Raw genomic sequence first — 23,208 nt, forward strand, 5'->3', positions numbered from 1 at the left:
AACTATGTGAAAAAACACTATAAGTATTACAGAAAAAATGTGGAGATGCAGTAGTTGTTTTGTGTAAATCACTAGGTTGCCGTTCAATCCGATCGGTTTTTAAAGTTGCCAGAAGTTATTAAAACTGCGGCCTTTTTGCTATGATGTTGGCAATGTCAAAGAAAGATGGGAATGTGAATGACGACCTTAAAAAATGATCGTTTTCTGCGCGCATTGTTGCGTGAGCCTGTAGATGCTACGCCAGTATGGATGATGCGTCAGGCTGGCCGTTATTTGCCTGAGTACCGCGAAACGCGTACCAAGGCAGGAGATTTCCTTTCGCTTTGCAAGAATACTGAACTGGCCTGTGAAGTAACTTTGCAGCCTTTACGCCGTTATGATCTTGATGCCGCGATTTTATTCTCGGATATCTTGACGGTTCCGGATGCTTTGGGACTGGCGCTGTATTTTGAAGCCGGTGAAGGCCCGAAATTTCACAAGACCATCCGTACCGAACAGGATGTCGCCAATCTGCCTGCATTTAATGCCAAGTCGGATCTGGATTATGTGATGAATGCCGTTTCGACCATTCGTTCAGCCTTGGGCGGTCAGGTTCCTCTGATTGGTTTCTCGGGCAGTCCATGGACTCTGGCAACGTATATGGTCGAAGGCGGTTCAAGCAAGGATTTCCGTTTTACCAAACAGATGATGTATGCGCAGCCTGAAGTTTTGCATGCTTTACTGGATCGTCTGGCTGATGCAGTGACTGAATATTTGAATGCGCAGATCGATGCGGGTGCACAAGCGGTACAGATCTTTGATAGTTGGGGTGGGGCATTAGCACATCGTGAATATATCGAGTTCTCGCTGAACTATATGCAGAAGATTGTCGCTGGTTTGCAACGTGAGAAAGACGGCCGCAAGATTCCGGTAATTCTGTTTACCAAAGGTGGCGGTCAATGGTTGGAACCGATGATTACGACAGGCGCAGATGCATTTGGTCTGGACTGGACCACGCCATTGAATGTCGCTCGTCAAACGGTTGCTGGTCGTGCAGCACTTCAGGGTAACCTGGATCCTGCAACTTTATATGGTTCATCAGACACCATCATTAAAGCGACAAAAGCCATGCTGGATGATGCCTATGCCAATGGCGAGAAAACCGGTTATGTTGCCAATTTAGGTCATGGTATTACCCAGTGGGTTGATCCGGCGAATCCAAAAGCATTTATTGATACCGTACATGAGTATAGTGCCAAATATCTTTAGGATGTAAACCTTGATCGATCTATTCAAATCAGGGTTTGAATTTACTTATAAGGCAGCTTCGGCTGCCTTATTTGGGATTTTACTCCTGCTCGCTTTTGCGCTGACTGCTTCTATGGGCAGCGATCTCTTCTTTGGTTTTTACCGGTATGATTATCTGCTTTTTTTTGCTTTGCTGATTCAGGTGGTATTGCTTTATACCAAACTGGAATCCTGGGCTGAAGCCAAAGTGATTGCGCTATTTCATCTCATGGCCATGGTGATGGAAATCTTCCTGACCCATCCGACAATTGCTTCCTGGCATTACCCTCAACCCGCAGTATTTAAAATCCTGACCGTGCCTTTATTTGCTGGCTTTATGTATTCTGCGGTCGGCAGCTTTTTTGCGCGCTCTTTACGTCTATATCAGGTTTCATTTGAAAAATTGCCGCGTTTCAGCCATATGCTGGCTCTGGCGGTCTTGTCTTATATCAACTTTATGAGCAAGTTCTTTATTCCCGATTATCGTATGATTCTATTTGTCTGGAGCGTGCTGATGTTCTGGAAAACCAGAATTCGCTTTCAGCTCAATCAGCATGCTTTTCAGTTGCCGATGTTACCCGTACTGCTGATTCTGGCGTTTATTATCTGGATTGCCGAGAATATCAGTACGTTTTACCAGATCTGGCTCTATCCAAGCCAAATTGAGCAATGGCACATGGTGGGATGGGGCAAACTGGGCTCCTGGTATTTATTGTTATTGCTGAGTCTGGTGTTGGTGCTGAAAATTTTAGGACAGCGTAATTCACAAGGCAATTGGGCGCTCAAAGAACAGTAAAATCAATCAGGTTATGTTTATGTAAAGCATACATTTTTTCAATTGCGCCAAACTTGACTTGTCGCTACTCTGCTGAGTATGTAATTTAAATTACATTATTAGAGTAATAACAAAGATTGCATGAGAATAATTGGAGAATAACTATGTTGAAAAAAATTATGCTGGCGGCGGTATTGGCGACAGGTTCAAGCATGGCGATGGCTGACCGAGATGTCGGTTGTGGTATCGGAAGTCAGGTGTGGGCGGGTCAGTCTGGTATTATTCCTAAACTCTTTGCAGGTACGACCAACGTTCTGTTCACGAATCAATGGCTCGGGATCACTTTTGGTACCTTGGGTTGTAGCCAGGGCGGTACCGTAACCGCTCAAGTGGTGACCTTTACCAATGAAAACGCTGAAGCATTGGCGCGTGATATGGCAGTTGGTGAGGGTGAAAGCCTGAATGTTCTGGCTGAACTTCTGAATATTAAATCTGAAGATAAAGCTCGTTTCTTTAGCGTTTCCAAGCAGAATTTCTCTGAAATTTATTCCGAAGAAAACCAGAATACATTACAAGTTTTAAGCACCTTACAAACTGTGATGGCCAAAGATGAAGTATTGAAATCCTACATCTGATCCGCACCCTAAAAACCCTACTGTTCTGGCAGGGTTTTCTTATGACTAAAAGAAATTGATGAGAATAAGTTAACTGAATGAAATATGCGTTCTTCATGTTGGGCCTGACATTCAGCCCTTTAAGTTTTTCTAGCGAAATTAATCCAGACATCCAGCATTATATCGCTCAGGCCGAAACTCAGCGTCTGGATCAGAGCACTACCTGGCAACGTCTCATGTATGCCAATCCCCAAGGTCATAGCGAGGTTAACTATTCGGGCTATTTCCTGGCAGAGCAGGGAAAAACTGATCTAAAAAAAGAAATGCAGCATAACATTCAGGCTTTATTCCTGAGCGCAGAGCCGAATCAGTCCGTCCGCTGTAAGTTTCCTGCACGCAGCAGCTGGTTAATGCAGCAATTGAATATTTCCGAGCAACAATTGCCTGCGGTCAGTTGCCCGGATTTGGATAAATGGATTGGCGAGGTCAAGCCTTATCAGGCAACCCTGATCTATGCCACGGATTTTATGGGTAATCCCAGCTCGATGTTTGGTCATACCTTGTTGCGTCTGGACCCTAAAGACCAGCAACAACTCAATCTGATTTCTTATGCGGTCAACTATGCTGCGACGGTCGATGGCAATGACAACTGGTCCTTTGCCTGGAAAGGACTAACCGGACAATATCCCGGTGAATATTCACTGATGCCGTATTACCGCAAGGTCAAAGAGTATGGTGACTTTGAAAGCCGGGATTTATGGGAATATGAATTAAACTTAAGCCAGCAAGAAACCAGGTTTTTGGTACAGCATCTCTGGGAAATGCAAAATGTAAGTTTCCCTTATTATTTTATCAGTGATAATTGCGCTTATCGCCTACTGGGACTGTTTGATCTGGTACGTCCCGAGCTGAATCTACAAAAACAGTTTAATTCGACTTCGATTCCGATTGAAACACTGAAAGTCGTAGAACAGCAGGGCTTGATCAAACAGAAAGTTTACCGTCCAGCGCTTGAAACTCAATTGCTGGCTCAAGCCAGACAGCATGGCAAAGCGCTGGCAAAAACTGCGCATCAGCTGGCTTATGCAGAAACAGGTGCAATGCCTTCAATCTTGCAGCCCTATCCGGCAGAAGATCAGGCCAAAATTCTGGAAATGGCCTATGATCATTTATATCTGGACTTTCTCCGACAAACAGTCGATAAATCATTTTCCCAGCCACGTTTTCGCAAGTTATTAGGCTTAAGAAGTCAGCTGAATATCGAGAAACAGCGTAAAGCGCCTGAACGTCCAAAAATAGATCCGGTACAAAGCCATCATGCACGCAATATCAGTCTTCAGGCCGGACAGGTTCAGGGAGAATCCTTTGTCCAGCTAGGACATCGGCAGGCCTATCATGATCTCATCGACCCACAAGGCGGTTTTCGAACTGGCACACAATTGCTGTTTCTGGATGGGGCTTTGCAATATCGTGACAGTGAGCTCAAGCTGGAACATCTGGATCTATTGACTGTCAATTCATATAACCCGGTCAATCCGTTTAATACGCCATTATCTTGGGGTTTTAATCTGGGCTGGAAACAGGAGGCACTTGATGCGCATGGTCAGTTTAGTGAAGATGAGCAGCATGGCGTCGCCAGCTTAAAAACTCAGGGCGGTTATAGCTGGGCAAATGCCAGCCGTGAACATCTATGTTATGCACAAATGCAAACTCAGCTACAGGCAGGCAAGGCACTTGATCAAGGCTGGCGCGTAGGTGCAGGCCCTACTGTGGGGTGCCAGAATATCTGGAGCGATCAGATCAACAGTCTGGTGCAGGTGGAACTGCCATATTGGGAAGATTCGCATCGCTGGCAGCTGAAACTGAATACTGAACTCCAATATGCATTCAATCCACAACATGCACTTCGGCTGTCTTGGGAATATCAGCAGCAACAAGCCAAAGACTGGGATCAATGGAGTCTTGGTTTGATCCGGTATTTTTAAGATTTAGTTAAAACTGATCAACACTATTCATAAAGTGATGTGTATCCATGAGGCTACAGTTCGGTTTTCCCTTGTATAAAAAGATTGGCTGGGTTTGGTACAAATAATCTGATCGATATTTTAGGAAAAATACCTGATATTTGTTATATTTGTCACATAATTTGAGTGAAAATAGCAAGGTTTTGGGGAACAGACAGTATGAATAATGAATGCATGGCAAGACTGGCCGAGCAATGGGAACAGATCTGTCAAAATTATTCATCTGATGACTTATTGCATGCCTTTCACTTTATTCAAGATCATTCCCTGATTCTGGTGGAAGAATTCTATAAAAACATGCTCCTTGAAAAGGAATCTGCAGAATTCTTTTCCGATGACTTGATTCAACAGCGCTTGCGCGACACTTTAAATGCCTGGCTACTTGAAAGCTTTGGTGTAGGGATTAATAAACGCTATGCCGATGCCGTGCAGAAACAGGCGATGGTGGGGCATGTGCATGCGCGTGTCGGAATTCCATCCTGGCTGATCATGCGCGGTGTACGTGAAATTGAGCGTAAAATGTTTGAACTGCTGGATGAGAATCCTCATCACAGTATGTTAACTACCTGCAGTTATATTGTCCAGATCATGGGGTTTGCCACAGAAGTCATGTGCCGATCTTATGAAGCCAAAACAGCCATGAATCAGGAAATTAAACACAGTTATCGTGTTTTTTCAGCGATGCAGGATGTGGCCGTACAAAAAGATAAACAGCGCAGTTCATTGCTAGACTGGGAAAATGAGCTCATGTTCAAGGTCTTTTCTGAGCATGAAAAATTGAATCATCCGATGTTGTCCAAGTCGGAGTTTGGTTTATGGTTTATTCATAAAGCCTCTTATGCTTTTACCGGTTCTGATCAGGTCGATTTAATCATTGAGCGAATTTATCAAGTCGATGAACTTAATCAAGAGATCATGGACTGTACGGACAAAAACAATATGCTGGGACTGATCCAGCGAATCCGTGACTTGAACCGTGAGATTCAGTTGTTAGTAGATCAGTTATTTCAGGTGGCCGAATATATTGAATCAGGTAATGATTCATTGACCCAGTTATTGAATCGTCGTTATTTGAATACCATTATTTCACGTGAAATCACTTTTTCCCGTAAGAATCATACGCCTTTGTCTTTACTTGCCATTGATGCTGATTATTTCAAAAGTATTAATGACAAATTCGGACATGCAGCAGGTGATCTGGCTTTGAAATTTCTGGCCGAAGCATTGCAAAAATACAGTCAGGGCAGTGATTATGCTTTCCGGGTCGGCGGTGAAGAGTTTTTGCTGTTACTGGTGGATACTGATGAAAAACGTGCCCTGAATATTGCCGAAAGTGTGCGTAAATATATTGAAAATGGCATGATTAATTCGGCACAAGGCCAGCAGTTTAAATTTACGGTGAGTATTGGTTGTGTGCTTTATGATGGACATCCGGATTATCAGCGCTTCCTGAATGCGGCAGATTCTGCCTTGTATATGGCCAAGAACAACGGGCGTAACAGAGTCTATATGGCTCATCAGTCCCTGAACCCAGTCGCACAGCCACTCTCGGTTTAAATAAAAGGTCTTTATCCAGTTGCAGACTGCTGCTCTATAAATTCCTGAAATTTCTGTTTTTGCTGAAGATATTCGGGATGATTTTTAGCTTCATCCCATTTCTGTTTAAAGATTTTGGCAGCAGCGGCTTTACCCGGGTCTTCCTGATTGCGCGGTAGCTCTGAACGGCCATGCGCGCCACTTAAACCTTTTTTGTCTTCCGGAACCGGGCCATCGTATTTTTTGCCACCTTTATGGTTGGCATAACGCCGGGCACGGGTAAAACCCATCTGTAAAAACTTGCGTGCCATGTCCGCACCAATAAAATCTTCTTGCTTTAAATAGTCTAGAAAAAGCTGATAGATTTTCTCGCTACTGGCTTGGGCTTTTTCTTCATCTGCAAAGCGCCAGTGTGGCAGGATTTCCGATTTATAAGGCTCAACCAGTAATACACCTTGTTCACCACGGCCAATCCGGTAGAGCTCCGGTCGTTTGCGAAAATTAATTTTTGCGAAGTCCAGCGAATAATCAAAACTATTCGAAACTACACGTGACGGACGTTTTGGTGGAGCTTTTTTGGCAGATGGCTTCATATTCGGCCTTTTCTGAAATTTAAAATTATTCGATATTTCAGCTAATACAAATTATAAAAATGAAAGGGCAGGACACAGAAAAGCCCCTGGCATTTAGAACTAGGGGCTTTCATTTTACTTCGATTTTTTTGAACTGGTCTTCGAGGTTTTAGCCTTGGTTGACTTGCTCTTAGAGGAGCTGCTCGACTGCTTTTTAGCAGGTGCTGATTTTTTTGAAGAAGACTTTTTCACTTTAGTGTCGTCTTTACTCTTGTTGCTGCTTTTCGCTTTAGCCGGTTTTTTCGCGGAAGAGGTCTTTTGGTCTTTCGCTTTATCACTGGCTTTTGAGCTCGAATTTTTCTTCGCCTTCACTTTTTCATCTTTGCTGGCATTGTCTTTCTTAGAAGATGCCGCTTTAGATTTACTGCTCGCCGCTTTTTTAGTGACTTTGCGATCACTGTCTTTGTCACTACTCTTATTCGACTTTTTCAGTTTCTCATCTTGAGTCTTTTTAGCAGTTTTGGCTGATTTTTTGCTGTCTTTCGCCTGGTTATTTTTGCTATTCGCCATGGTTACTTTCCTTATCATTAAAAATCAATCAGAAAGATATAAAGCGCTTTGCTGTATATCAACTTCAAATTAATTTAAGGGGAGAACGGCAGGATTAAAACTTTATCATGTATCCAAGTGTAGGCTTGTTGCAAACACAAGCAGGAATTGTTCGAGTTCCAGACTAAAACATGGCAAGTTTTGGGACAGGTATTTAAACCCTGTTAACAGATGTCATTTATAGCAAGTGAGCTTTGGAGTTAAGTATTGATATCTATTCCTCCAAAAGCAAAAAACCCCGAATGATCGAGGCTTTGAGTAACTTATTTTTAAGCTTAAATAATTAATAGCTTTCTGGAACCGCACTTAAAAATTCACGACGTGTTTCTTTGTCGGTTTTAAAATCACCAATAAATGATACCGTACGTGTGGTTGATTCCTGCTTGCCTACACCGCGCATCATCATGCACATGTGCGCAGAATCAATCATTACTGCAACACCGCGTGCTTTGGTGACTTCAGCCACTGCTTCTGCAATTTGCTGAGTCAGATTTTCCTGAATCTGCAAACGGCGTGCAAACATTTCAGTAATACGGGCAAATTTAGACAGGCCTAAAACATGACCTTCTGGCAAATAGGCGATATGTACGCGGCCATAAAATGGCAATAAGTGATGCTCACATAGCGAATAAAATTCGATGTTTTTGACCAGTACCATTTCACGGTTATCGGAAGGGAAGACCGCCTTGTTGGTCACTTCTTCAAGTGTCTGGCTATAACCCGAGGTTAAATATGAAAATGCTTTCGCAGCGCGCACAGGCGTATCTTTGAGACCAGGGCGATTTAGATCTTCGCCAACGGCAGTAAGAATGTTTGCGTAGGATTGCTGCATAGTCATATGACGTATTCACTTAAACTGAGAATGAACAAGGACGGCATTGTAGCAGAAAACTTTTACAATGCCTTGTTTTGAGGCTAAAACCGTTTACTGTTTGAACTTTGGATTCTTTTCTGCACGTTTGAGCAAAACCAATACCGCACCGGTACCGCCTTGCTTTTCAGGTGCACTGACAAATGCCAAAACATCGCGATGCTGACGCAGCCAGCCGTTGACATAGGTTTTTAAAATCGCTTCTGGACCTTTACCATGTACGATTTTAATCACGTTCTGGTTTTCATCTTTGGCGATCTGGATAATCTGCAGCACGGCTTGACGCGCTTCTTCCACGGTACAGCCATGCAGATCCACAGCTTCAAACCAGCGCAAGTTACCGGCTTTCAAGTCTTCAAACACTTTATGCTGCAAGGTGGCGATGCGATAGCTCAAGTTGGCCTGACTGCCGACAGGATTGAGCATGGCCTGAGTATCTGATAAAGCCATTGCCTCTGTTTCCAGCGGGCCAGTAGCCGCTGCACGCTTTGCCAAGATTTGTGCATCCGGCTTTTTCTTGCGTGGTTTGTCCAGTTGAACCGTATTTCCCGATTCAATTTTTTGTACGCCCTGCATTTGCTTGCGGAATAATTCCAGTTCTTCTAACGCTTCTTGCTCGACAGTCTTTTCAACAGGTGCAGCAACGACCGCAGGCGTTTGCGGCTGTGTAATTTGCTTCTTAAAAGATTTCAGCAGGTTGTACTGATCTTTAGATAATGAAGAATCGTGTTTACTCATAATGTAAAAACAAGGGAGATGCGGAATTTACAAGAATTATAGTCTGAAAATAGACAAAGGAGAACTGAATTGCGTTCATGACATTGCTGAGGATTTTAAATACGCTCGAGAATCTATGATCTACTTTTCAATATTGAAAATAAAAAAGCCCAATCCTGAGATTGGGCTTTTTTAATGCTTAGGTGAGCATTTACATTTTAAACCGCTTCAGGCTCACCAAACAGATCGCGGAAAGCATGATCCGGACGTGGTTGTTTCATGAAGCTTTCGCCGACCAGAAAGGCGTGAATATCATTTTTCTGCATCATCGCAACATCCGCAGGTGTGGCAATACCACTTTCAGTCACCAGCAGGCGTGAAGGGTCCAGTAATTTTTTCAAACGTAATGATGTGTTTAAATCCACATCAAAGGTTTTTAAATTACGGTTATTTACACCGAGCAGACAACGATCAGAAAGTTTTAAAGCACGGGATAGTTCTTCTTCATCGTGAACTTCAACCAGTACATCCAGATGATGTTCAAATGCAGTTTTAGACATTTCTTCTAACTGCTGATCAGACAGGCAAGCCACGATTAGCAAGATACAGTCTGCATGCAGAGCACGTGCTTCGATAACTCCATAAGGATCGATCAGAAAGTCTTTGCGCAGTGCAGGCAGGTCGCAATGTGAACGGGCAATCTGAATGTTGTCATCGTGACCCTGGAAAAAGTCTACATCGGTCAGCACCGATAAACAGGCTGCACCTGCCTCCTGATACTGTGCTGCAATTTCCGCAGGGTTAAAGTTCTCGCGAATAATGCCCTTAGATGGCGAAGCTTTCTTAATTTCAGCAATGACACCCGGACGTTTCGACACTAAAGACTGGGCAAAACCGCGCACAGGTGATGCACCTTGTGCCAGTTCTTCCAGATCTTTATAGCTTTTCTGCTTTAAACGTAGGGCAAATTCTTCTTTTTTACGGTCAACAATTTTGCCTAAAATTGTATTTGCGATATCCACCATGATCAAAATCCCTGACCGAATTAAGCTTCGTAATGTTTAATAGTTTTGGTAAATTCAGACAGTACACTCATTTTCTCAAGTGCCTGACCGCCATAGATAATGTCATGTGCCAGCGCAACACCTTGCTTATAGCTGCTGGTCAAACCGGAGACATAAATACCTGCGCCGGCATTCAGCGCGATCATATTGGCGGCTTTATCGCCGATGTCTGATTTTTTCTTGCCCAGTGCATCTTTGATTAAAGCCAGACTTTGCGCAGAATCTTCCACAATCAGTCCGGTCAGAGTTTGCGATTCAATATCGACCGATTCAGGAATAATTTCCCATTCGGTGACTTCGCCATTTTTCAGTTCAGCAACATGAGTTGAAGAGGCTATACTGATTTCATCCAGACCATCACGTGAATGTACTACGATCACATGTTCAGCACCGAGCTGTTTCATAACTTCGGCAATTGGACGGCAGAGTTCATTGGAAAATACGCCAATGACCAGACGTTGTACGCCAGCCGGATTGGTTAAAGGACCGAGCAGGTTGAAAATACTGCGAATCCCCAATTCTTTACGTGGGCCGATTGCATATTTCATGGCTTGATGATGATTCGGTGCAAACAGGAAGCCGACACCGACATCACGGATACAGCGTTCAGTCTGCTGCATATTCAGGTCCAGATTAATCCCGGCCTGTTCCAGCAAATCTGACGAACCTGATTTGGTCGAAACGCCGCGGTTACCATGTTTGGCAATGGTTGCGCCCGCTGCTGCAATTACAAATGCAGAAGCAGTAGAAACATTAAACAGGTTCTGGCCATCACCGCCTGTACCCACGATGTCCACTAAATATGGAATATCACTGACATCAATTTTGGTAGCCAGTTCACGCATAACACGTGCAGCTGCAGTAATCTCATCAATGCTTTCGCCTTTTAGGCGTAAGCCCATCAGCAGGGCACCAATCTGGGCATCGGTCGCTTCACCTGACATGATGGCGCGCATCACGTCTTGCATTTGATCCTGAGTCAGGTGAATGTTTTTAGTAATATTGCTTAAAGCTTGTTGAATATTCATAAGATGTTCTTAGGCATAAATTTCGAGAAAGTTTTTAAAGATTTGATGACCATGCTGGCTCAGAATCGATTCAGGATGGAACTGCACGCCTTCGACCGGCAATGTCTTATGTTTCACACCCATAATTTCTTCCATAGAGCCATCCGCTTCATTGGTCCAGCAGGTGACTTCCAGACATTCGGGCAAGGTAGCTTGATCAATCACCAGTGAATGATAGCGCGTTGCAGGAAATGGAGAAGGAAGATTGCTGAAAATCCCGGTATCACTGTGGTACATATCAGACAGACGGCCATGCATGACACGTTTGGCACGCACGATATCACCGCCAAATGCCTGCCCAATACTTTGATGACCAAGACAAACGCCCAGTAAAGGAATTTTGCCAGCAAAATGCTGAATGGCAGGAATAGAAATTCCTGCCTCACTTGGCGAGCACGGGCCGGGGCCAATCACTAAATACTTAGGTTGCCATCGCTCTATATCTTCCAATGTCACGGCATCATTACGGACTACTTTTACTTCTTGATTCAGTTCGCCAAAATATTGGACGATGTTATAAGTAAAGGAGTCATAGTTGTCGATCATTAAAAGCATGAGCTTAACCTATTGAAATTAATGCACTTAACTGTGCTAATGTTGTCCAGATCGTACTTTATTTATACGTGTTGCAAGCACTTGCCTGACACAACTAAATCATTGATTTCATTGTGTGAAAATAAAGCACGCTTCATCATAGCAAAAAATAGCTGCATTCGGCGCAACAATTTCGTTCAATTTATTGGCTTTAGAAACCTATAGAAAATTAAATAAAATTTTAATCATGATTTAAAGTAATAGACTTACTCAGAGAAAGTTTTAAATGAATATTTTTTAGAGTAAAACTTAAAAATGAAAAAATGAGATCAAAGAGAGGTAAAATGCTTGATGAAAAAAACATCACTTGAATAATTAAGCTTTATATAAACTTTTCTATTGAAAGTAGATTTAAAGAAAATGCCTCATAATAGGCATACAATCCCAAATGAATCGCAAAATTTTCTTTACTGATACCTACCAAAAAACGCTCAATTTTTAGCCAAAAACAAGTAAAAACATAACAAAAGTAAGAAAAAGCAGCATATTTGCTATAAAAAGCTATGTTTCTCATACATCTTTATAGATACATGCACTATTTGGGTGCGCTAAAAAATAAAGCTGAAATAAAATAAATGAAGAATGCTTGAATATAGTGCATTTAGTTTTGCAGCTAGTATAATAGCCGCAAAGTATTTTTGTCACTTCATGATTTCTTATAAAGATTTCAATATTTTATCTATACTTTTAAAAGTTGGTACGGTAATTGCTTAATAACTATCAACTGCTAACACGCACTTCACGGGTGCAACAAAAACATCGGAGCAAAATGAGCATGGCGAACAAGGTCCTTCAACTCATACAAGAAAGTGGCGCAAAATGGGTCGATTTTCGCTTTACTGATACCAAGGGTAAAGAACAACACGTCACTTACCCAGCAGACAGTATTGATGAAGATACATTTGAAGACGGCAAAATGTTTGACGGTTCTTCAATTGCAGGTTGGAAAGGCATCGAAGCATCGGACATGATTTTACGTCCGGATGCGGCAACAGGTTTTATCGACCCGTTCTTTGCAGAGCCAACAGTTGTTGTAACTTGTGACGTAATCGAGCCATCAACTGGTCAAGGTTATGATCGTGACCCACGTTCGATTGCGCGCCGTGCAGAAGAATATTTGAAATCTACCGGTATCGGTGACACTGCATTCTTTGGTCCAGAACCAGAATTCTTCGTATTTGACGAAGTAAAATGGGAAATCGACATGTCTGGCGCGCGCCATACATTGATCGCTGAAGAAGCTGCTTGGTCAACTAACAAAGACTACGAAGGCGGTAACTCTGGTCACCGTCCACGCGTAAAAGGCGGTTACTTCCCAGTTCCTCCTGTAGATTCTTCACATGACATGCGTGCAGACATGTGTGCGCGTATCGAAGACATCATGGGTCCAGGTCGTGTAGAAGTACATCACCACGAAGTTGCTTCTTGCCAGTTAGAAATTGGTGTGAGCTTCAACACTATGGTGCGTAAAGCAGACGAAGTTCAACAGTTCAAATATGCGGTTTGGAACGTTGCGCATCAATATGCAAAAACAGCAACCTTTATGCCTAAACCAATGGTTGGCGATAACGGTTCTGGTATGCACGTGCATATGTCGATCTCTAAAGACGGCAAAAACCTGTTTGCTGGTGATGAATATGCAGGCCTTTCAGAAATGGCGTTGTACTTCATCGGTGGTGTAATTAAACATGCCCGTTCTTTGAATGCGATCACTAACCCTTCTACAAACTCGTATAAGCGTTTGGTTCCACATTTCGAAGCACCGATTATGCTTGCTTACTCAGCGCGTAACCGTTCTGCATCTATCCGTATTCCTTACGTGTCTAGCCCGAAAGGCAAGCGTATTGAAGCGCGTTTTCCAGATCCAATGATGAACCCGTACCTAGGTTTCGCGGCATTGTTGATGGCTGGTCTTGACGGTATTCAAAACAAGATCCACCCAGGTGAAGCTGCTGACAAGAACTTGTACGATCTTCCACCGGAAGAAGAAGCAAAAATACCTACAGTGGCGCATAGCCTGGATATGGCGCTTGAAGCACTTCAAGCGGATCATGATTACCTGTTAAAAGGTGGCGTGTTCACGAAAGAAATGCTTGATGCTTATATCGAGCTTAAAACTGAAGAAGTTCGTCGTCTAAACACGACTACTCACCCAGTTGAATTTGATATGTACTACAGCTTGTAATTCATCACGAATTAAAGCGAAGAAAACCCGCGCATGTCGCGGGTTTTTTTGTATCATCTATTTATAATTTTAAATGATTAATGGGCTTAAATGGCACAACGTAAAAAGCAGACCAGCTTTTATCCATGGATTGATCCAAAAGATCATGACAAAGGTTTTAAGTTGAACTTCTCTGAAGTGACTTATCTTGAAGTGGGGCGGACTCCCGAGGGTTATAAGCAGGCTCAATTTGTGGCGCTGAAAAATCCTGAAATGGCGCTGGATTATGCTTATCCAGAATCATTTTATTTGAGTACTGAAGGTTTTATTTTAATTAAAACCCCACAAGGCAAATATGAAATCATTGCAAAAACAGATAACTGTTAACAATGAATAGTCGTTCTAGAAATCAAAATCAGCGTGTGTTGCTGTCAACTCTGCCTGTTGAGTTAAAACCGTGGCTGTATGCATCGGGTTCACTCACGCAACAACTGACCGATTTGGCGCAAGGACAATTCCATGTCGAGCCAATTCAAGAGCATTTTCAGCGTTTAAGCTTTGCCAATGCCAAATGGATGCAGATGTCACATCAGCATACTTCCTGGGTGCGTGAAAGTTATCTCTACGGCTCGGAACAGTCTCCTTGGGTGAAAGCCAAAAGCATCTTTCCGATTTTAAGCCTGCAAAAAAAAGCCCGAATTTTTCAGCATATTGGCACCAAACCGATTGGCTGGTTTCTGTTTCAGCGCACTAATCCACTGTGCCAGCGTCGGGTGGTACTTTTAGATGAGGGCTGGACCCGTCAGAGCTGCTATACTTGGCACGGCTGTAAATTTATCGTACAAGAAACATTTTTACCTGCATTTGAACACTTTATACAAAATTCACGGGCTTGATTTTTATGGCAACCGCACAAGCAATCACCTGGCGTGAGCGTCTTAGCGCCTATTATTATCTTTGTCGTTTTGATAAACCGATTGGGACTGAACTGGTTTTTTGGCCTACCATGTGGGCGCTGTGGATTGCAGCTCAGGGAATGCCACGTATTGAAATTTTAATTCCCATGATTTTGGGTGTGATTTTTATGCGGGCGGCAGGCTGTGCCATTAATGATTTTGCTGACCGTAAAGTCGATGCACATGTGGAGCGTACTAAAAACCGTCCGCTAGCGACTGGGATTATCAGTGCCAAAGAAGCTGTGATGGTATTTCTGGTTTTGGTGTCTGCCAGTGCCTGCCTACTATTTTTTCTGCCAATCGAAACTTTTTACTGGTCATTTGGGGCTTTATTTTTAGCGTTTATTTATCCTTTTATGAAGCGCTATACCCATTTACCTCAAGTCTTTTTGGGTGCAGCATTTTCCTGGTCGATTCCGATGGCTTATACCGCAGTTGGACAAACGCCGGATTTAACCTGCTGGCTTCTATATTTTGGTAATCTGGCCTGGACCGTAGCCTATGATACCCAATATGCAATTGCAGATCGTGAATACGATTTAAAGATTGGGGTGAAATCAACCGCGATCTTATTTGGTCGATATGATATTCAGATCATTAGCGCTTTGCAGGCCATTAGTATTCTTTTGATTGCTGTAGCACTTTGGCTAGAAAATTTACTGATTCCATTTGGTTTGGCTGCATTAATTGTTGTCGCTCTCGATTTTATTTACCAATGGTTTAAAACTCGAGATAAAAATCCACATTTGTGTTTCTGGGCGTTTAGGCATAACCGCTGGATTGGACTGATTATTTTTGCAGGAATACTACTGGCTTTGAGGTAGTGACTGTCTATCGACTGAGAAAAAAGCGTCCTATAAGGATGCTTTTGTTATTGCCTAATCTATAAGGCTTGAGCTATGACTTTATTTTGTTATATTGGGCAGTGTAATTAAATGACGAAATTAAAGCAGGTTTGTTATGTCTGAGCAGCCACAGCCCCGCAGTATCAAAAAGCTATTGATCTTCGGTACGCTTGCACTTTGTATTCCGGTATTTTTAATTAGTATGGCATTTCTTGCAGTGAATAGTGATGCTAAAAATCAGGAAAAATACAAGCAGCAGCAGGCAGATATGATTGCACGTATTGAAGCACGAGAAGCTGCGGAAAAGCTCAAAGCAGAGCAGGATGCTAAGGTAAATTCAACACAAGCTGTGTCTAAAAGTAGTGCAACAGCACCTTAATCTATCTAAAATCCCTTTGCACTTATCTAATACTGCAAATGTCTGTGTAGTAGATAGTTACATCGTTTGTCGAAAACTATTTCACTTGATTGTAGATATTTGATATTTCGTAACTAAGCAATCCGAACTCTAAAACAGAAAAATATAGCCATCAATCATACGATCGGTGGCTATATTTAAATCATCTTAAAGCAATTCTTTGCGCAATTGCTCAGGAGATTTAATTGAAAGTAGGGCGGGTGCTACATCTAGGGCTGTTTTAGCACCATATTGCTGAGTTTGATTCAGGCGGTAGCAGGCACGGGCATAAGCCACTAGAACACTTGCAGTAAACTCTGGATTGCTATTCAGCTTTAAAGAAAACTCAATCACCTGTTTTTGTGCATCACTGGTATTACCACTACGAATGACAAAACCGCCATGTGGCATATCTTGGTGATCTTTCAGTAAAGTTTCCTCACTGATAAAATTCACAGTCGTATTATAATCTGCAAAATAATCAGGCATGCTGACGATCGTTTGTTCAACTGTTGCCGCATCAGCCCCTTGTTCCAATACCACATAACAGTCACGATGATGTTTATCTTTGGTGCTTAACTCAGGTCGTGCGCCACTGCGGACTTGTTCAATAGCATCAGTGGATGGAATAGTATATTGCACACCGGCTTTTACACCCGGTACACGGCGGATCGCATCTGAATGGCCTTGACTTAAGCCTTTACCCCAAAAGGTATAAGTTTCGCCATCTGGTAATAGCGCTTCACCAAATAAACGGTTAATCGAGAACATGCCAGGATCCCAGCCAATAGAAATCATGGCTGTTTTTTTGTTAGCAAGGGCGGGTGCATCGACTGCAGCATAGTATTACGGAATACGTGCATGCGTATCAAAACTATCTACAGTATTGAATTTACTTGCAAAGATAGGCGCCTGTTGTGGCAAGTCATCTTTAGAGCCGCCACAAAGAATCAGCACATCAATTTTATCGCTAAACTCATTTAATAGTGCATCCATGCTATACACTTGAGTTTCTGCAAAGCAAGGAGAGACGCTGCTTGGTGAGCGGCGAGTAAAAATACCGACAAGCTGCATATCAGGATTTTTCTGGATGGCAGTTTCAACACCGCGGCCAAGATTACCGTAACCCGCGATACCAATACGAATAGAATTTTGCATAAATAAACGATCACTGAATAAAAAAACAACGCCAAAAATAAGCAAGGTAATGATGGCCAGAAATGGAACAGGCCAATCAGGTCATCTGACTTATATTTTGTTTTCGAAAGGATTATAGAGCGATAATTTAAACTTTATCACCCTAATCCTGCAGAAAGGCAGGTTTAACTGAGAATGCTTGTGATGAGACGCTAAATTGGACGAGGATAGGTTAATTTTGAAGCATGAAAAGCTGCCGAGAAATTAAAAGCGGAGCAGGAGGCTTTGATTAATCCAATTCAAGCTGCAGCGAGAAATATCGAAATTGCAGCTTAATTTATTTTAAATCCCTTTGCAGTTGTCTGATAGTCGGAATCTGGGTGTATCGAATCACGGTATAGCCTGCTGCAATCAGCATGGCATCGCGTTCAGCATCTTCCTGCTCTTTGCCAATATGGCTCGGATCATCCAGTTCGACAATCGCCACTACATTATATTCACGATCAAGTACTACGAAGTCTGTGACTTTGCGATTAAATTGATTGCGCATTTTCATCTGATCGTGCGTGATCAAAGCGCTAAACGCGACTTGTGCCAGAATGTGATGATGAGGAAAGGCATCTTTCAGACGTGTAAACATCCTGCTTTCAAAAGCAGTAATGACGCGCTTTGGATAGAATTTCTTTTGATGGGTGAAGAGATGTGGGAAGAGCAGGCAAACTAATGCAAATGTTGCCAGGCAGCCAATCACAAAAAATATAAACTGACTCAAATTAAACACAGATCACAAAAGGGAAGAATAAAAAAACCCACTTCGCAATGAGTGGGTTTCTTCAGAATCTTGGCTCTCCCACCTGGGCTCGAACCAGGGACCTGCGGATTAACAGTCCGTCGCTCTACCGACTGAGCTATGGGAGAATAGATTGGCTCTCCAACCTGGGCTCGAACCAGGGACCTGCGGATTAACAGTCCGTCGCTCTACCGACTGAGCTATTGGAGAATCTGACAGCGATTATAGAGAGATTTGAAAAGGGGTCAAGGCACTTTTAGAAAAAAGCTGCAGAAATTGAATCAAGTGTTTTAAAAATAGTCGAAAAGGTTTGTAGTTCAAACTGTTATGTTTATGTAAACCGGTTCTAATAACAAAATCGCGATCAGCCTGAATTTTGATAAGTGATCTGGATCATAAGAAATGAGAGGTTGATCGCACATATAAATCAAGATGATCTCAATTTAAAAAATACAGCTATAAAAAAACCCACTTCGCAATGAGTGGGTTTTTTAGAATCTTGGCTCTTCCACCTGGGCTCGAACCAGGGACCTGCGGATTAACAGTCCGTCGCTCTACCGACTGAGCTATGGAAGAATAGATGGCTCTCCAACCTGGGCTCGAACCAGGGACCTGCGGATTAACAGTCCGTCGCTCTACCGACTGAGCTATTGGAGAATCTGATCGGCATTTTAGGGATGAATAACCAGGTCGTCAATCAATTAATGTAAAGAAATGAATTGTTTGCTTTATTAATATTCATTTAGTGCCTAAAAATAAAAAAATCACCCAAAATGGGTGATTTTTTTAGCAAAGAAATAAAAAATTATTTCTCAACACCTGCAGGCTGACCTGCATATTTCGCATTTGCATAATCCCAGTTTACTAGGCTTTCTAGGAAAGTAGAGATGTACTTAGGACGAGCATTACGGAAATCGATGTAGTAAGCGTGTTCCCAAACGTCAATCGTCAACACTGCAATTTTACCGTGCGCCATTGGCGTATCAGCATTTGAAGTTTTCATGATTGAAAGCTGACCGTTTACTTCATCAGCCACTAACCATGCCCAACCTGAACCAAATTGAGTAGTTGCAGCAGCAGCAAATTCTTCAGCAAATTTTTCATAAGAACCGAAAGCTTCGTCAATTTTTGCAGCCAAAGTACCAGTTGCTTTGCCGCCACCGTTTTTAGCCATACAGTTCCAGTAGAACGTGTGGTTCCAAACTTGAGCCGCGTTATTAAAAACACCCGCTTTAGAAGCATCACCAGCAGTTGCTGTAATAATTTCTTCTAGAGTTTTGCCTTCAAGCTCAGTACCAGCGATCAGGTTATTCAGGTTAACCACATACGTATTGTGGTGTTTGTCGTGATGGTATTCTAAAGTTTCTTTGCTGATGTGTGGAGCAAGATCTTCGTAGCCATAAGGTAATGCTGGTAAAGTAATGGTTGTCATGTTTTCAATTCCTTGCATTTTGCTGGGTTTTAACAATAAGTGGCTTTATTGTAATAGATAATCGGGCAGAAATGGGCATCGTGTATAAATAACAATACAGAATAAAGCCTGAAAATATATGAATAAAGCCACTGATCATAACCGTCAGTCGAATTAAATCGGATTGTTTAATTCGAAATAATCATACTCAATATTAAACTGTTCTGAAATAGCCTTGGCCAAGCGTTGCACACCGTATTTTTCAGTCGCATGATGGCCACAGGCATAATAATGGACATTCAGTTCCTGAGCTTCATAAAAGGTGCGTTCGCTCACTTCACCTGAAATATAGGCATCACAGTTCTGTAGTGCCGCTTTTTGAATATAATCCTGCGCACCGCCGGTACAGAAACCGACTTTATGGATTTGAGTTTTGTCAGCAGGAAGATGAATCGCATCAAAGCCCAGCTTTTCTGAAACATAATTTTTAAAATCTTCCGGATTCATCGGCTGTTTTAAATAGCCAATATTGCCAATCGGACGTTTTTCACTCGGATCAAGCTGTTCAATATTTTCGAGTTCTAATAAATCCGCAATGGCAGCATTATTTCCCAGTGTTGGATGACTGTCTAAAGGTAGATGATAGCCAACCAGTGAGATATCATGTTGAATCAGGGTTTTAATACGTTTACCACGCATGCCGGTAATCGGATAGGCTTCACCTTTCCAGAAATAACCATGATGAACCAGCAATAAATCTGCGTCTTGCTCAATTGCGGCTTCAATTGCACTCTGGGAGGCGGTCACGGCACAGAGGATTTTATTCACCTCGGATTTGCCTTCAATCTGCAAGCCATTCGGTGCATAGTCCTTAAATTCACGTGCTGCCAAAGTTTGGTCACACCATTGAATAATATCGTTCAAATTCGCCATAAAATTCCTGTAAGTTTAAAAACTTGCCCATATTTATCTATAGGTCTAATTGTAACTAAAGCTGCACAAATCTCTGTGGAATTTTTTGTGTTTAGTTATGTATTTCGCATTACAATAGGACACAAATTACTTAGTCATCAACGAATTAAAATATTTTAGAGGATAGCAACGTGCGCCGCACCTTTACATGGTTACCCTGGGTGTTACTGATTTTAGTCATTATCGGTTTTTTGGGGTGGCAACAACTACAAAAACCAAAGGCACCAGTTGCGCCAGATGGCGTCAAAATGCCTGCTGAAAAAGTAGAGCCGTTGATTGATACGTCGCGCTCAGGAGGCGTGGTCTCCTATAGTGCTGCTGTAAAAGTGGCAGCCCCGGCTGTCGTGAATATTTTTACTACCCAAAAAGTCAAGCAACAGGCGCATCCTTTACTGACCGATCCGGTATTTCGTGAATTCTTTGGCGATCAGTTGCCTGACCAGTATGGACAAAGCCCGAATGAAAACAGTTTAGGTTCGGGTGTAATTGTACGTCCAGACGGTTATATCCTGACCAATAACCACGTGATTGCGCAGGCCGATCAGATTGTAGTGGCTTTGCAGGATGGACGTCGTGCCGAAGCTAAAGTGGTCGGAACTGACCCGGATACCGATCTGGCCGTGATCAAGATTGAACTGACGCAATTGCCAGTTTTGCCATTTAAACTCAGTGGCAATGAAGTCGGTGATGTGGTTCTGGCGATTGGTAATCCTTTTGGTGTTGGGCAAACCGTGACGCAGGGGATTATCTCGGCAACGGGCCGTTCAGACTTGGGTATTAATACCTATGAAGACTTTGTGCAGACTGATGCTGCAATTAACCCGGGTAACTCGGGTGGTGCGCTGATTGATGTCGCCGGTAATTTAATTGGTGTGAATACTGCAATCTTCTCGCAGTCTGGTGGTTCACTGGGGATTGGTTTTGCCATTCCGGCCAAAATCTGTCAGCAGGTGATGAATGCCATTTTGAAAGATGGCCGTGTGGTTCGTGGCTGGTTAGGGATCAGCTTATTACCTGCAGAGCGTGATGATGTCCTGCAACCCAAAGAAAAAGGTGTGACGGTCGCAGAAGTGCTACCGGATGGACCTGCTGCCAAGGCTGGAATCCAGCGTGGCGATAAGATTATGAAAGTAAATGAGGAAGAGATTAGTTCTGCCTCACATCTGATTAATTTTGTGGCCTTGCAAAAGCCAAACAGTACCATTCAGATTGAAATTGAGCGGGCAGGAAAAACCATGATCCTAGAGGTTGTGGTGACTGAACGTAAGGCACAAGACAGTGCTTCACAATATATTCCTCTGCCAGGCCAATAAGTTTGATTAAAAAAAATCCCTCATGATGAGGGATTTTTTTTATACTTTCTTTCAGCATGTGCTGATACAAAAGTGAAATATTAAGCGTTTTATAAATCATTTAGCTTAGTGAAATAACATTAAAAGAGAAAATAAAAATGAATTTTATGACGGCAGATCAGGCCAAAATTTTATCTAATGTTGCTAACCTGAATATTGAAATGTATAAGCCACGTCTGGCGCAACTGATTGAAGATAATGCCCGGCAAGGCAATACAGCGGTACTGACAGTTTTTCCCAAACATCTGCCTTTGGAAGATATCCGTGCCTTGTCTGCCGAGTTAACAGATCTGGGTTATAACGTACGTTTTGAAGTACAAGAATTTTATTACAGCTTTAATGTCTACTGGCTGTAATTTTAACAGTTGTTCAAAAAAGGTCATGTTTAGGCATATATTTTGCTGCGTTCATCTCATATTTAAACTATGAGAAATTTATGTCTTTATTTATTCATCGTGCAGCATGGGTTGATGCGCCTTATGTAGTACTTTCCTCCGGATTAGGCGGACATGCCAGTTTCTGGAATCCACAAATTGAGGCTTTGCAGCAATATTTTCATGTGGTGGCCTATGATCAGGAAGGTTGTCATTCGGATTCTGAACTCTTGCCAACGCCTTATTCCGTAGATCATATGGCCCGGCAGATCCTAGATTTATTGATCAATAAGGATATTCGTGAGTTTCATTTTATTGGACATGCGCTGGGTGGGCATATCGGCATGCAGCTCGCGACTTATCAGACTGATGAAGCGTTTAAGTTACTTAGCCTGACCATGTTGAATGCCTGGGGAGAACTGGATTCACATACCCAAAAATGTTTTCAGGCACGCACATCATTATTGTTGAATAGCGGAGCAGAAGCCTATGTGCAGGCACAAGCTTTATTTCTGTACCCCCCGCAATGGATCTCTACACATATTGAACAGTTGACTGATGCAGAAAATAAACAGCTCCTTGGCTTTCCACCGATTCAAAATGTCTTGGCGCGTTTACAGGCTGTGCAGGTTTTTAAGCTAGAGGAGGCGCATCAGCAGGCACTCAACGATATTCCTGTGCATCTGATTGCCAATCAGGATGATTTTCTGGTGCCTTATCAACGTTCACAGCAATTACAACAATGCCTGCCACATAGTCACCTCAGTTTGCTTGATACAGGTGCACATGCATCTACTGTGACCGAGACAGATCAGGTGAATCAATTGATCCTTTCATTCCTGATCTCCCCTTAGTTTGAAGATTTCTTTAAAGCCAGACCTATTGTCTGGCTTTTTATTTTTTCTAATCAATCATTTTTGTAGCATTAGCATGGTTTTTACTTCGAATTGATGTATGAACTGCAAATGCACAAATTGGTACGAGTGCACTTGAATGAAACAGTATATTCAAAATTGACTCATCGGTAAAAATAGTTATTTTACTAAAAATTCAAAAAAATAAATATTAAGTATTTGAAATTAAATAAATAAAATTAATTGG

23 protein-coding genes, 4 tRNA genes and 1 pseudogene are annotated in these 23,208 nt (G+C 42.4%); 13 read left to right on the forward strand and 15 right to left on the reverse strand.

The genetic code is table 11. The features are described from left to right. Positions 1-177 precede the first annotated feature (177 nt). The 5 genes from hemE to G4D73_RS14420 all read left to right on the forward strand — a co-directional run bounded on the left by hemE (position 178) and on the right by G4D73_RS14420 (position 6,236). The gene (gene hemE, locus G4D73_RS14400; protein WP_213687053.1) at positions 178-1,248 is read left to right on the forward strand and encodes a uroporphyrinogen decarboxylase; all 1,071 of its coding nucleotides are present in this window, start codon (positions 178-180) and stop codon (positions 1,246-1,248) included. A 10-nt stretch (positions 1,249-1,258) separates the two neighbouring features. Beyond that, complete coding sequence (locus G4D73_RS14405; protein WP_213687054.1) at positions 1,259-2,062, forward strand: DUF817 family protein; 804 nt, start codon at positions 1,259-1,261, stop codon at positions 2,060-2,062. Between the two features lie 143 nt (positions 2,063-2,205). Beyond that, positions 2,206-2,676 (forward strand): DUF3015 family protein, encoded by a 471-nt coding sequence (locus G4D73_RS14410; protein WP_004279577.1) that lies wholly within the window; start codon positions 2,206-2,208, stop codon positions 2,674-2,676. Positions 2,677-2,753: 77 nt separating this feature from the next. Further along, positions 2,754-4,640 carry a DUF4105 domain-containing protein gene (locus tag G4D73_RS14415; protein WP_213687055.1) on the forward strand — a complete coding sequence of 629 codons (1,887 nt, stop codon included), beginning with the start codon at positions 2,754-2,756 and terminating at the stop codon, positions 4,638-4,640. Between the two features lie 198 nt (positions 4,641-4,838). After that, entirely contained in the window at positions 4,839-6,236 is a 1,398-nt protein-coding gene (locus G4D73_RS14420; protein WP_213687056.1) for a diguanylate cyclase, read from the forward strand. Positions 6,237-6,247: 11 nt separating this feature from the next. Here G4D73_RS14420 and G4D73_RS14425 read toward each other — a convergent pair whose 3' ends face one another. From G4D73_RS14425 to G4D73_RS14455, 7 genes are all read right to left on the reverse strand, one after another. Further along, positions 6,248-6,808, reverse strand: coding sequence for a DUF4385 domain-containing protein (locus G4D73_RS14425; protein WP_213687057.1), 561 nt, complete (start codon positions 6,806-6,808; stop codon positions 6,248-6,250). 114 nt (positions 6,809-6,922) lie between these two features. Next, positions 6,923-7,357 carry a hypothetical protein gene (locus G4D73_RS14430; protein ID WP_004646396.1) on the reverse strand — a complete coding sequence of 145 codons (435 nt, stop codon included), beginning with the start codon at positions 7,355-7,357 and terminating at the stop codon, positions 6,923-6,925. A 322-nt stretch (positions 7,358-7,679) separates the two neighbouring features. Continuing rightward, a complete protein-coding gene (folE, locus tag G4D73_RS14435; protein ID WP_004730181.1) occupies positions 7,680-8,228 on the reverse strand; it encodes a GTP cyclohydrolase I FolE in 549 nt (182 codons plus the stop codon). Positions 8,229-8,321: 93 nt separating this feature from the next. Continuing rightward, the gene (locus G4D73_RS14440; protein WP_005246851.1) at positions 8,322-9,005 is read right to left on the reverse strand and encodes a Smr/MutS family protein; all 684 of its coding nucleotides are present in this window, start codon (positions 9,003-9,005) and stop codon (positions 8,322-8,324) included. 197 nt (positions 9,006-9,202) lie between these two features. Beyond that, complete coding sequence (gene trpC / locus G4D73_RS14445; protein WP_004279588.1) at positions 9,203-10,009, reverse strand: indole-3-glycerol phosphate synthase TrpC; 807 nt, start codon at positions 10,007-10,009, stop codon at positions 9,203-9,205. A gap of 20 nt (positions 10,010-10,029) precedes the next feature. After that, positions 10,030-11,076, reverse strand: coding sequence for an anthranilate phosphoribosyltransferase (trpD, locus tag G4D73_RS14450; RefSeq protein WP_213687058.1), 1,047 nt, complete (start codon positions 11,074-11,076; stop codon positions 10,030-10,032). 9 nt (positions 11,077-11,085) lie between these two features. Continuing rightward, positions 11,086-11,670 (reverse strand): anthranilate synthase component II, encoded by a 585-nt coding sequence (locus G4D73_RS14455; protein WP_004646400.1) that lies wholly within the window; start codon positions 11,668-11,670, stop codon positions 11,086-11,088. 808 nt (positions 11,671-12,478) lie between these two features. Here G4D73_RS14455 and glnA point away from each other — a divergent pair. The 5 genes from glnA (at position 12,479) to G4D73_RS14480 (ending at position 16,053) form a co-directional block, all read left to right on the forward strand. Then, the gene (glnA, locus tag G4D73_RS14460; RefSeq protein WP_004279641.1) at positions 12,479-13,894 is read left to right on the forward strand and encodes a type I glutamate--ammonia ligase; all 1,416 of its coding nucleotides are present in this window, start codon (positions 12,479-12,481) and stop codon (positions 13,892-13,894) included. A gap of 90 nt (positions 13,895-13,984) precedes the next feature. Continuing rightward, positions 13,985-14,260 carry a hypothetical protein gene (locus G4D73_RS14465; RefSeq protein ID WP_213687059.1) on the forward strand — a complete coding sequence of 92 codons (276 nt, stop codon included), beginning with the start codon at positions 13,985-13,987 and terminating at the stop codon, positions 14,258-14,260. Between the two features lie 2 nt (positions 14,261-14,262). After that, on the forward strand, positions 14,263-14,769 hold the full coding sequence (locus G4D73_RS14470; protein WP_004279643.1) for a chorismate--pyruvate lyase family protein: 507 nt from the start codon (positions 14,263-14,265) through the stop codon (positions 14,767-14,769). Positions 14,770-14,774: 5 nt separating this feature from the next. Then, the gene (gene ubiA, locus G4D73_RS14475; RefSeq protein ID WP_005107417.1) at positions 14,775-15,653 is read left to right on the forward strand and encodes a 4-hydroxybenzoate octaprenyltransferase; all 879 of its coding nucleotides are present in this window, start codon (positions 14,775-14,777) and stop codon (positions 15,651-15,653) included. 136 nt (positions 15,654-15,789) lie between these two features. Continuing rightward, positions 15,790-16,053 (forward strand): hypothetical protein, encoded by a 264-nt coding sequence (locus G4D73_RS14480; protein ID WP_213687060.1) that lies wholly within the window; start codon positions 15,790-15,792, stop codon positions 16,051-16,053. Between the two features lie 186 nt (positions 16,054-16,239). Here G4D73_RS14480 and G4D73_RS14485 read toward each other — a convergent pair. The 8 genes and pseudogenes from G4D73_RS14485 to G4D73_RS14520 form a co-directional block, all read right to left on the reverse strand. Next, positions 16,240-17,229 (reverse strand): annotated as a pseudogene (locus tag G4D73_RS14485) (diaminopimelate dehydrogenase). Between the two features lie 316 nt (positions 17,230-17,545). Continuing rightward, positions 17,546-17,989, reverse strand: coding sequence for a DUF2726 domain-containing protein (locus G4D73_RS14490; protein WP_035335167.1), 444 nt, complete (start codon positions 17,987-17,989; stop codon positions 17,546-17,548). Positions 17,990-18,050: 61 nt separating this feature from the next. Beyond that, positions 18,051-18,126: transfer RNA gene (locus G4D73_RS14495), tRNA-Asn, on the reverse strand. Positions 18,127-18,132: 6 nt separating this feature from the next. Then, a tRNA-Asn gene (locus G4D73_RS14500) sits at positions 18,133-18,208 on the reverse strand. A gap of 290 nt (positions 18,209-18,498) precedes the next feature. Then, positions 18,499-18,574 (reverse strand) — tRNA-Asn (locus G4D73_RS14505). Positions 18,575-18,579: 5 nt separating this feature from the next. Beyond that, positions 18,580-18,655 (reverse strand) — tRNA-Asn (locus G4D73_RS14510). A 148-nt stretch (positions 18,656-18,803) separates the two neighbouring features. Next, positions 18,804-19,430 carry a superoxide dismutase gene (locus G4D73_RS14515; RefSeq protein WP_004646486.1) on the reverse strand — a complete coding sequence of 209 codons (627 nt, stop codon included), beginning with the start codon at positions 19,428-19,430 and terminating at the stop codon, positions 18,804-18,806. A 153-nt stretch (positions 19,431-19,583) separates the two neighbouring features. Then, positions 19,584-20,342, reverse strand: a complete 759-nt coding sequence (locus tag G4D73_RS14520; RefSeq protein WP_213687061.1) for a Nif3-like dinuclear metal center hexameric protein — start codon at positions 20,340-20,342, stop codon at positions 19,584-19,586. A 170-nt stretch (positions 20,343-20,512) separates the two neighbouring features. Between G4D73_RS14520 and G4D73_RS14525 the strand changes: the two genes are divergently transcribed. The 3 genes from G4D73_RS14525 to rutD all read left to right on the forward strand — a co-directional run bounded on the left by G4D73_RS14525 (position 20,513) and on the right by rutD (position 22,961). Beyond that, on the forward strand, positions 20,513-21,694 hold the full coding sequence (locus G4D73_RS14525; protein WP_004646487.1) for a S1C family serine protease: 1,182 nt from the start codon (positions 20,513-20,515) through the stop codon (positions 21,692-21,694). A 137-nt stretch (positions 21,695-21,831) separates the two neighbouring features. Beyond that, positions 21,832-22,089: a hypothetical protein gene (locus G4D73_RS14530; RefSeq protein WP_004730148.1), complete on the forward strand. Its 258-nt coding sequence runs from the start codon at positions 21,832-21,834 to the stop codon at positions 22,087-22,089. Positions 22,090-22,169: 80 nt separating this feature from the next. Continuing rightward, positions 22,170-22,961 (forward strand): pyrimidine utilization protein D, encoded by a 792-nt coding sequence (gene rutD / locus G4D73_RS14535; protein WP_213687062.1) that lies wholly within the window; start codon positions 22,170-22,172, stop codon positions 22,959-22,961. Positions 22,962-23,208 lie beyond the last annotated feature (247 nt).

The organism is Acinetobacter sp. WY4, assembly GCF_018438165.1.
In the GTDB taxonomy this organism is placed as follows: Bacteria; Pseudomonadota; Gammaproteobacteria; order Pseudomonadales; family Moraxellaceae; genus Acinetobacter.

Coding starts and splice junctions, on each gene's coding strand:
- hemE (WP_213687053.1), top strand. CDS start 178: ATGACGACCTTAAAAAATGATCGTTTTCTGCGCGCATTGTTGCGTGAG.
- G4D73_RS14410 (WP_004279577.1), top strand. CDS start 2,206: ATGTTGAAAAAAATTATGCTGGCGGCGGTATTGGCGACAGGTTCAAGC.
- G4D73_RS14415 (WP_213687055.1), top strand. CDS start 2,754: ATGAAATATGCGTTCTTCATGTTGGGCCTGACATTCAGCCCTTTAAGT.
- G4D73_RS14420 (WP_213687056.1), top strand. CDS start 4,839: ATGAATAATGAATGCATGGCAAGACTGGCCGAGCAATGGGAACAGATC.
- G4D73_RS14425 (WP_213687057.1), bottom strand. CDS start 6,808: ATGAAGCCATCTGCCAAAAAAGCTCCACCAAAACGTCCGTCACGTGTA.
- G4D73_RS14430 (WP_004646396.1), bottom strand. CDS start 7,357: ATGGCGAATAGCAAAAATAACCAGGCGAAAGACAGCAAAAAATCAGCC.
- folE (WP_004730181.1), bottom strand. CDS start 8,228: ATGCAGCAATCCTACGCAAACATTCTTACTGCCGTTGGCGAAGATCTA.
- G4D73_RS14440 (WP_005246851.1), bottom strand. CDS start 9,005: ATGAGTAAACACGATTCTTCATTATCTAAAGATCAGTACAACCTGCTG.
- trpC (WP_004279588.1), bottom strand. CDS start 10,009: ATGGTGGATATCGCAAATACAATTTTAGGCAAAATTGTTGACCGTAAA.
- trpD (WP_213687058.1), bottom strand. CDS start 11,076: ATGAATATTCAACAAGCTTTAAGCAATATTACTAAAAACATTCACCTG.
- G4D73_RS14455 (WP_004646400.1), bottom strand. CDS start 11,670: ATGCTTTTAATGATCGACAACTATGACTCCTTTACTTATAACATCGTC.
- glnA (WP_004279641.1), top strand. CDS start 12,479: ATGAGCATGGCGAACAAGGTCCTTCAACTCATACAAGAAAGTGGCGCA.
- G4D73_RS14465 (WP_213687059.1), top strand. CDS start 13,985: ATGGCACAACGTAAAAAGCAGACCAGCTTTTATCCATGGATTGATCCA.
- G4D73_RS14470 (WP_004279643.1), top strand. CDS start 14,263: ATGAATAGTCGTTCTAGAAATCAAAATCAGCGTGTGTTGCTGTCAACT.
- ubiA (WP_005107417.1), top strand. CDS start 14,775: ATGGCAACCGCACAAGCAATCACCTGGCGTGAGCGTCTTAGCGCCTAT.
- G4D73_RS14480 (WP_213687060.1), top strand. CDS start 15,790: ATGTCTGAGCAGCCACAGCCCCGCAGTATCAAAAAGCTATTGATCTTC.
- G4D73_RS14515 (WP_004646486.1), bottom strand. CDS start 19,430: ATGACAACCATTACTTTACCAGCATTACCTTATGGCTACGAAGATCTT.
- G4D73_RS14520 (WP_213687061.1), bottom strand. CDS start 20,342: ATGGCGAATTTGAACGATATTATTCAATGGTGTGACCAAACTTTGGCA.
- G4D73_RS14530 (WP_004730148.1), top strand. CDS start 21,832: ATGAATTTTATGACGGCAGATCAGGCCAAAATTTTATCTAATGTTGCT.
- rutD (WP_213687062.1), top strand. CDS start 22,170: ATGTCTTTATTTATTCATCGTGCAGCATGGGTTGATGCGCCTTATGTA.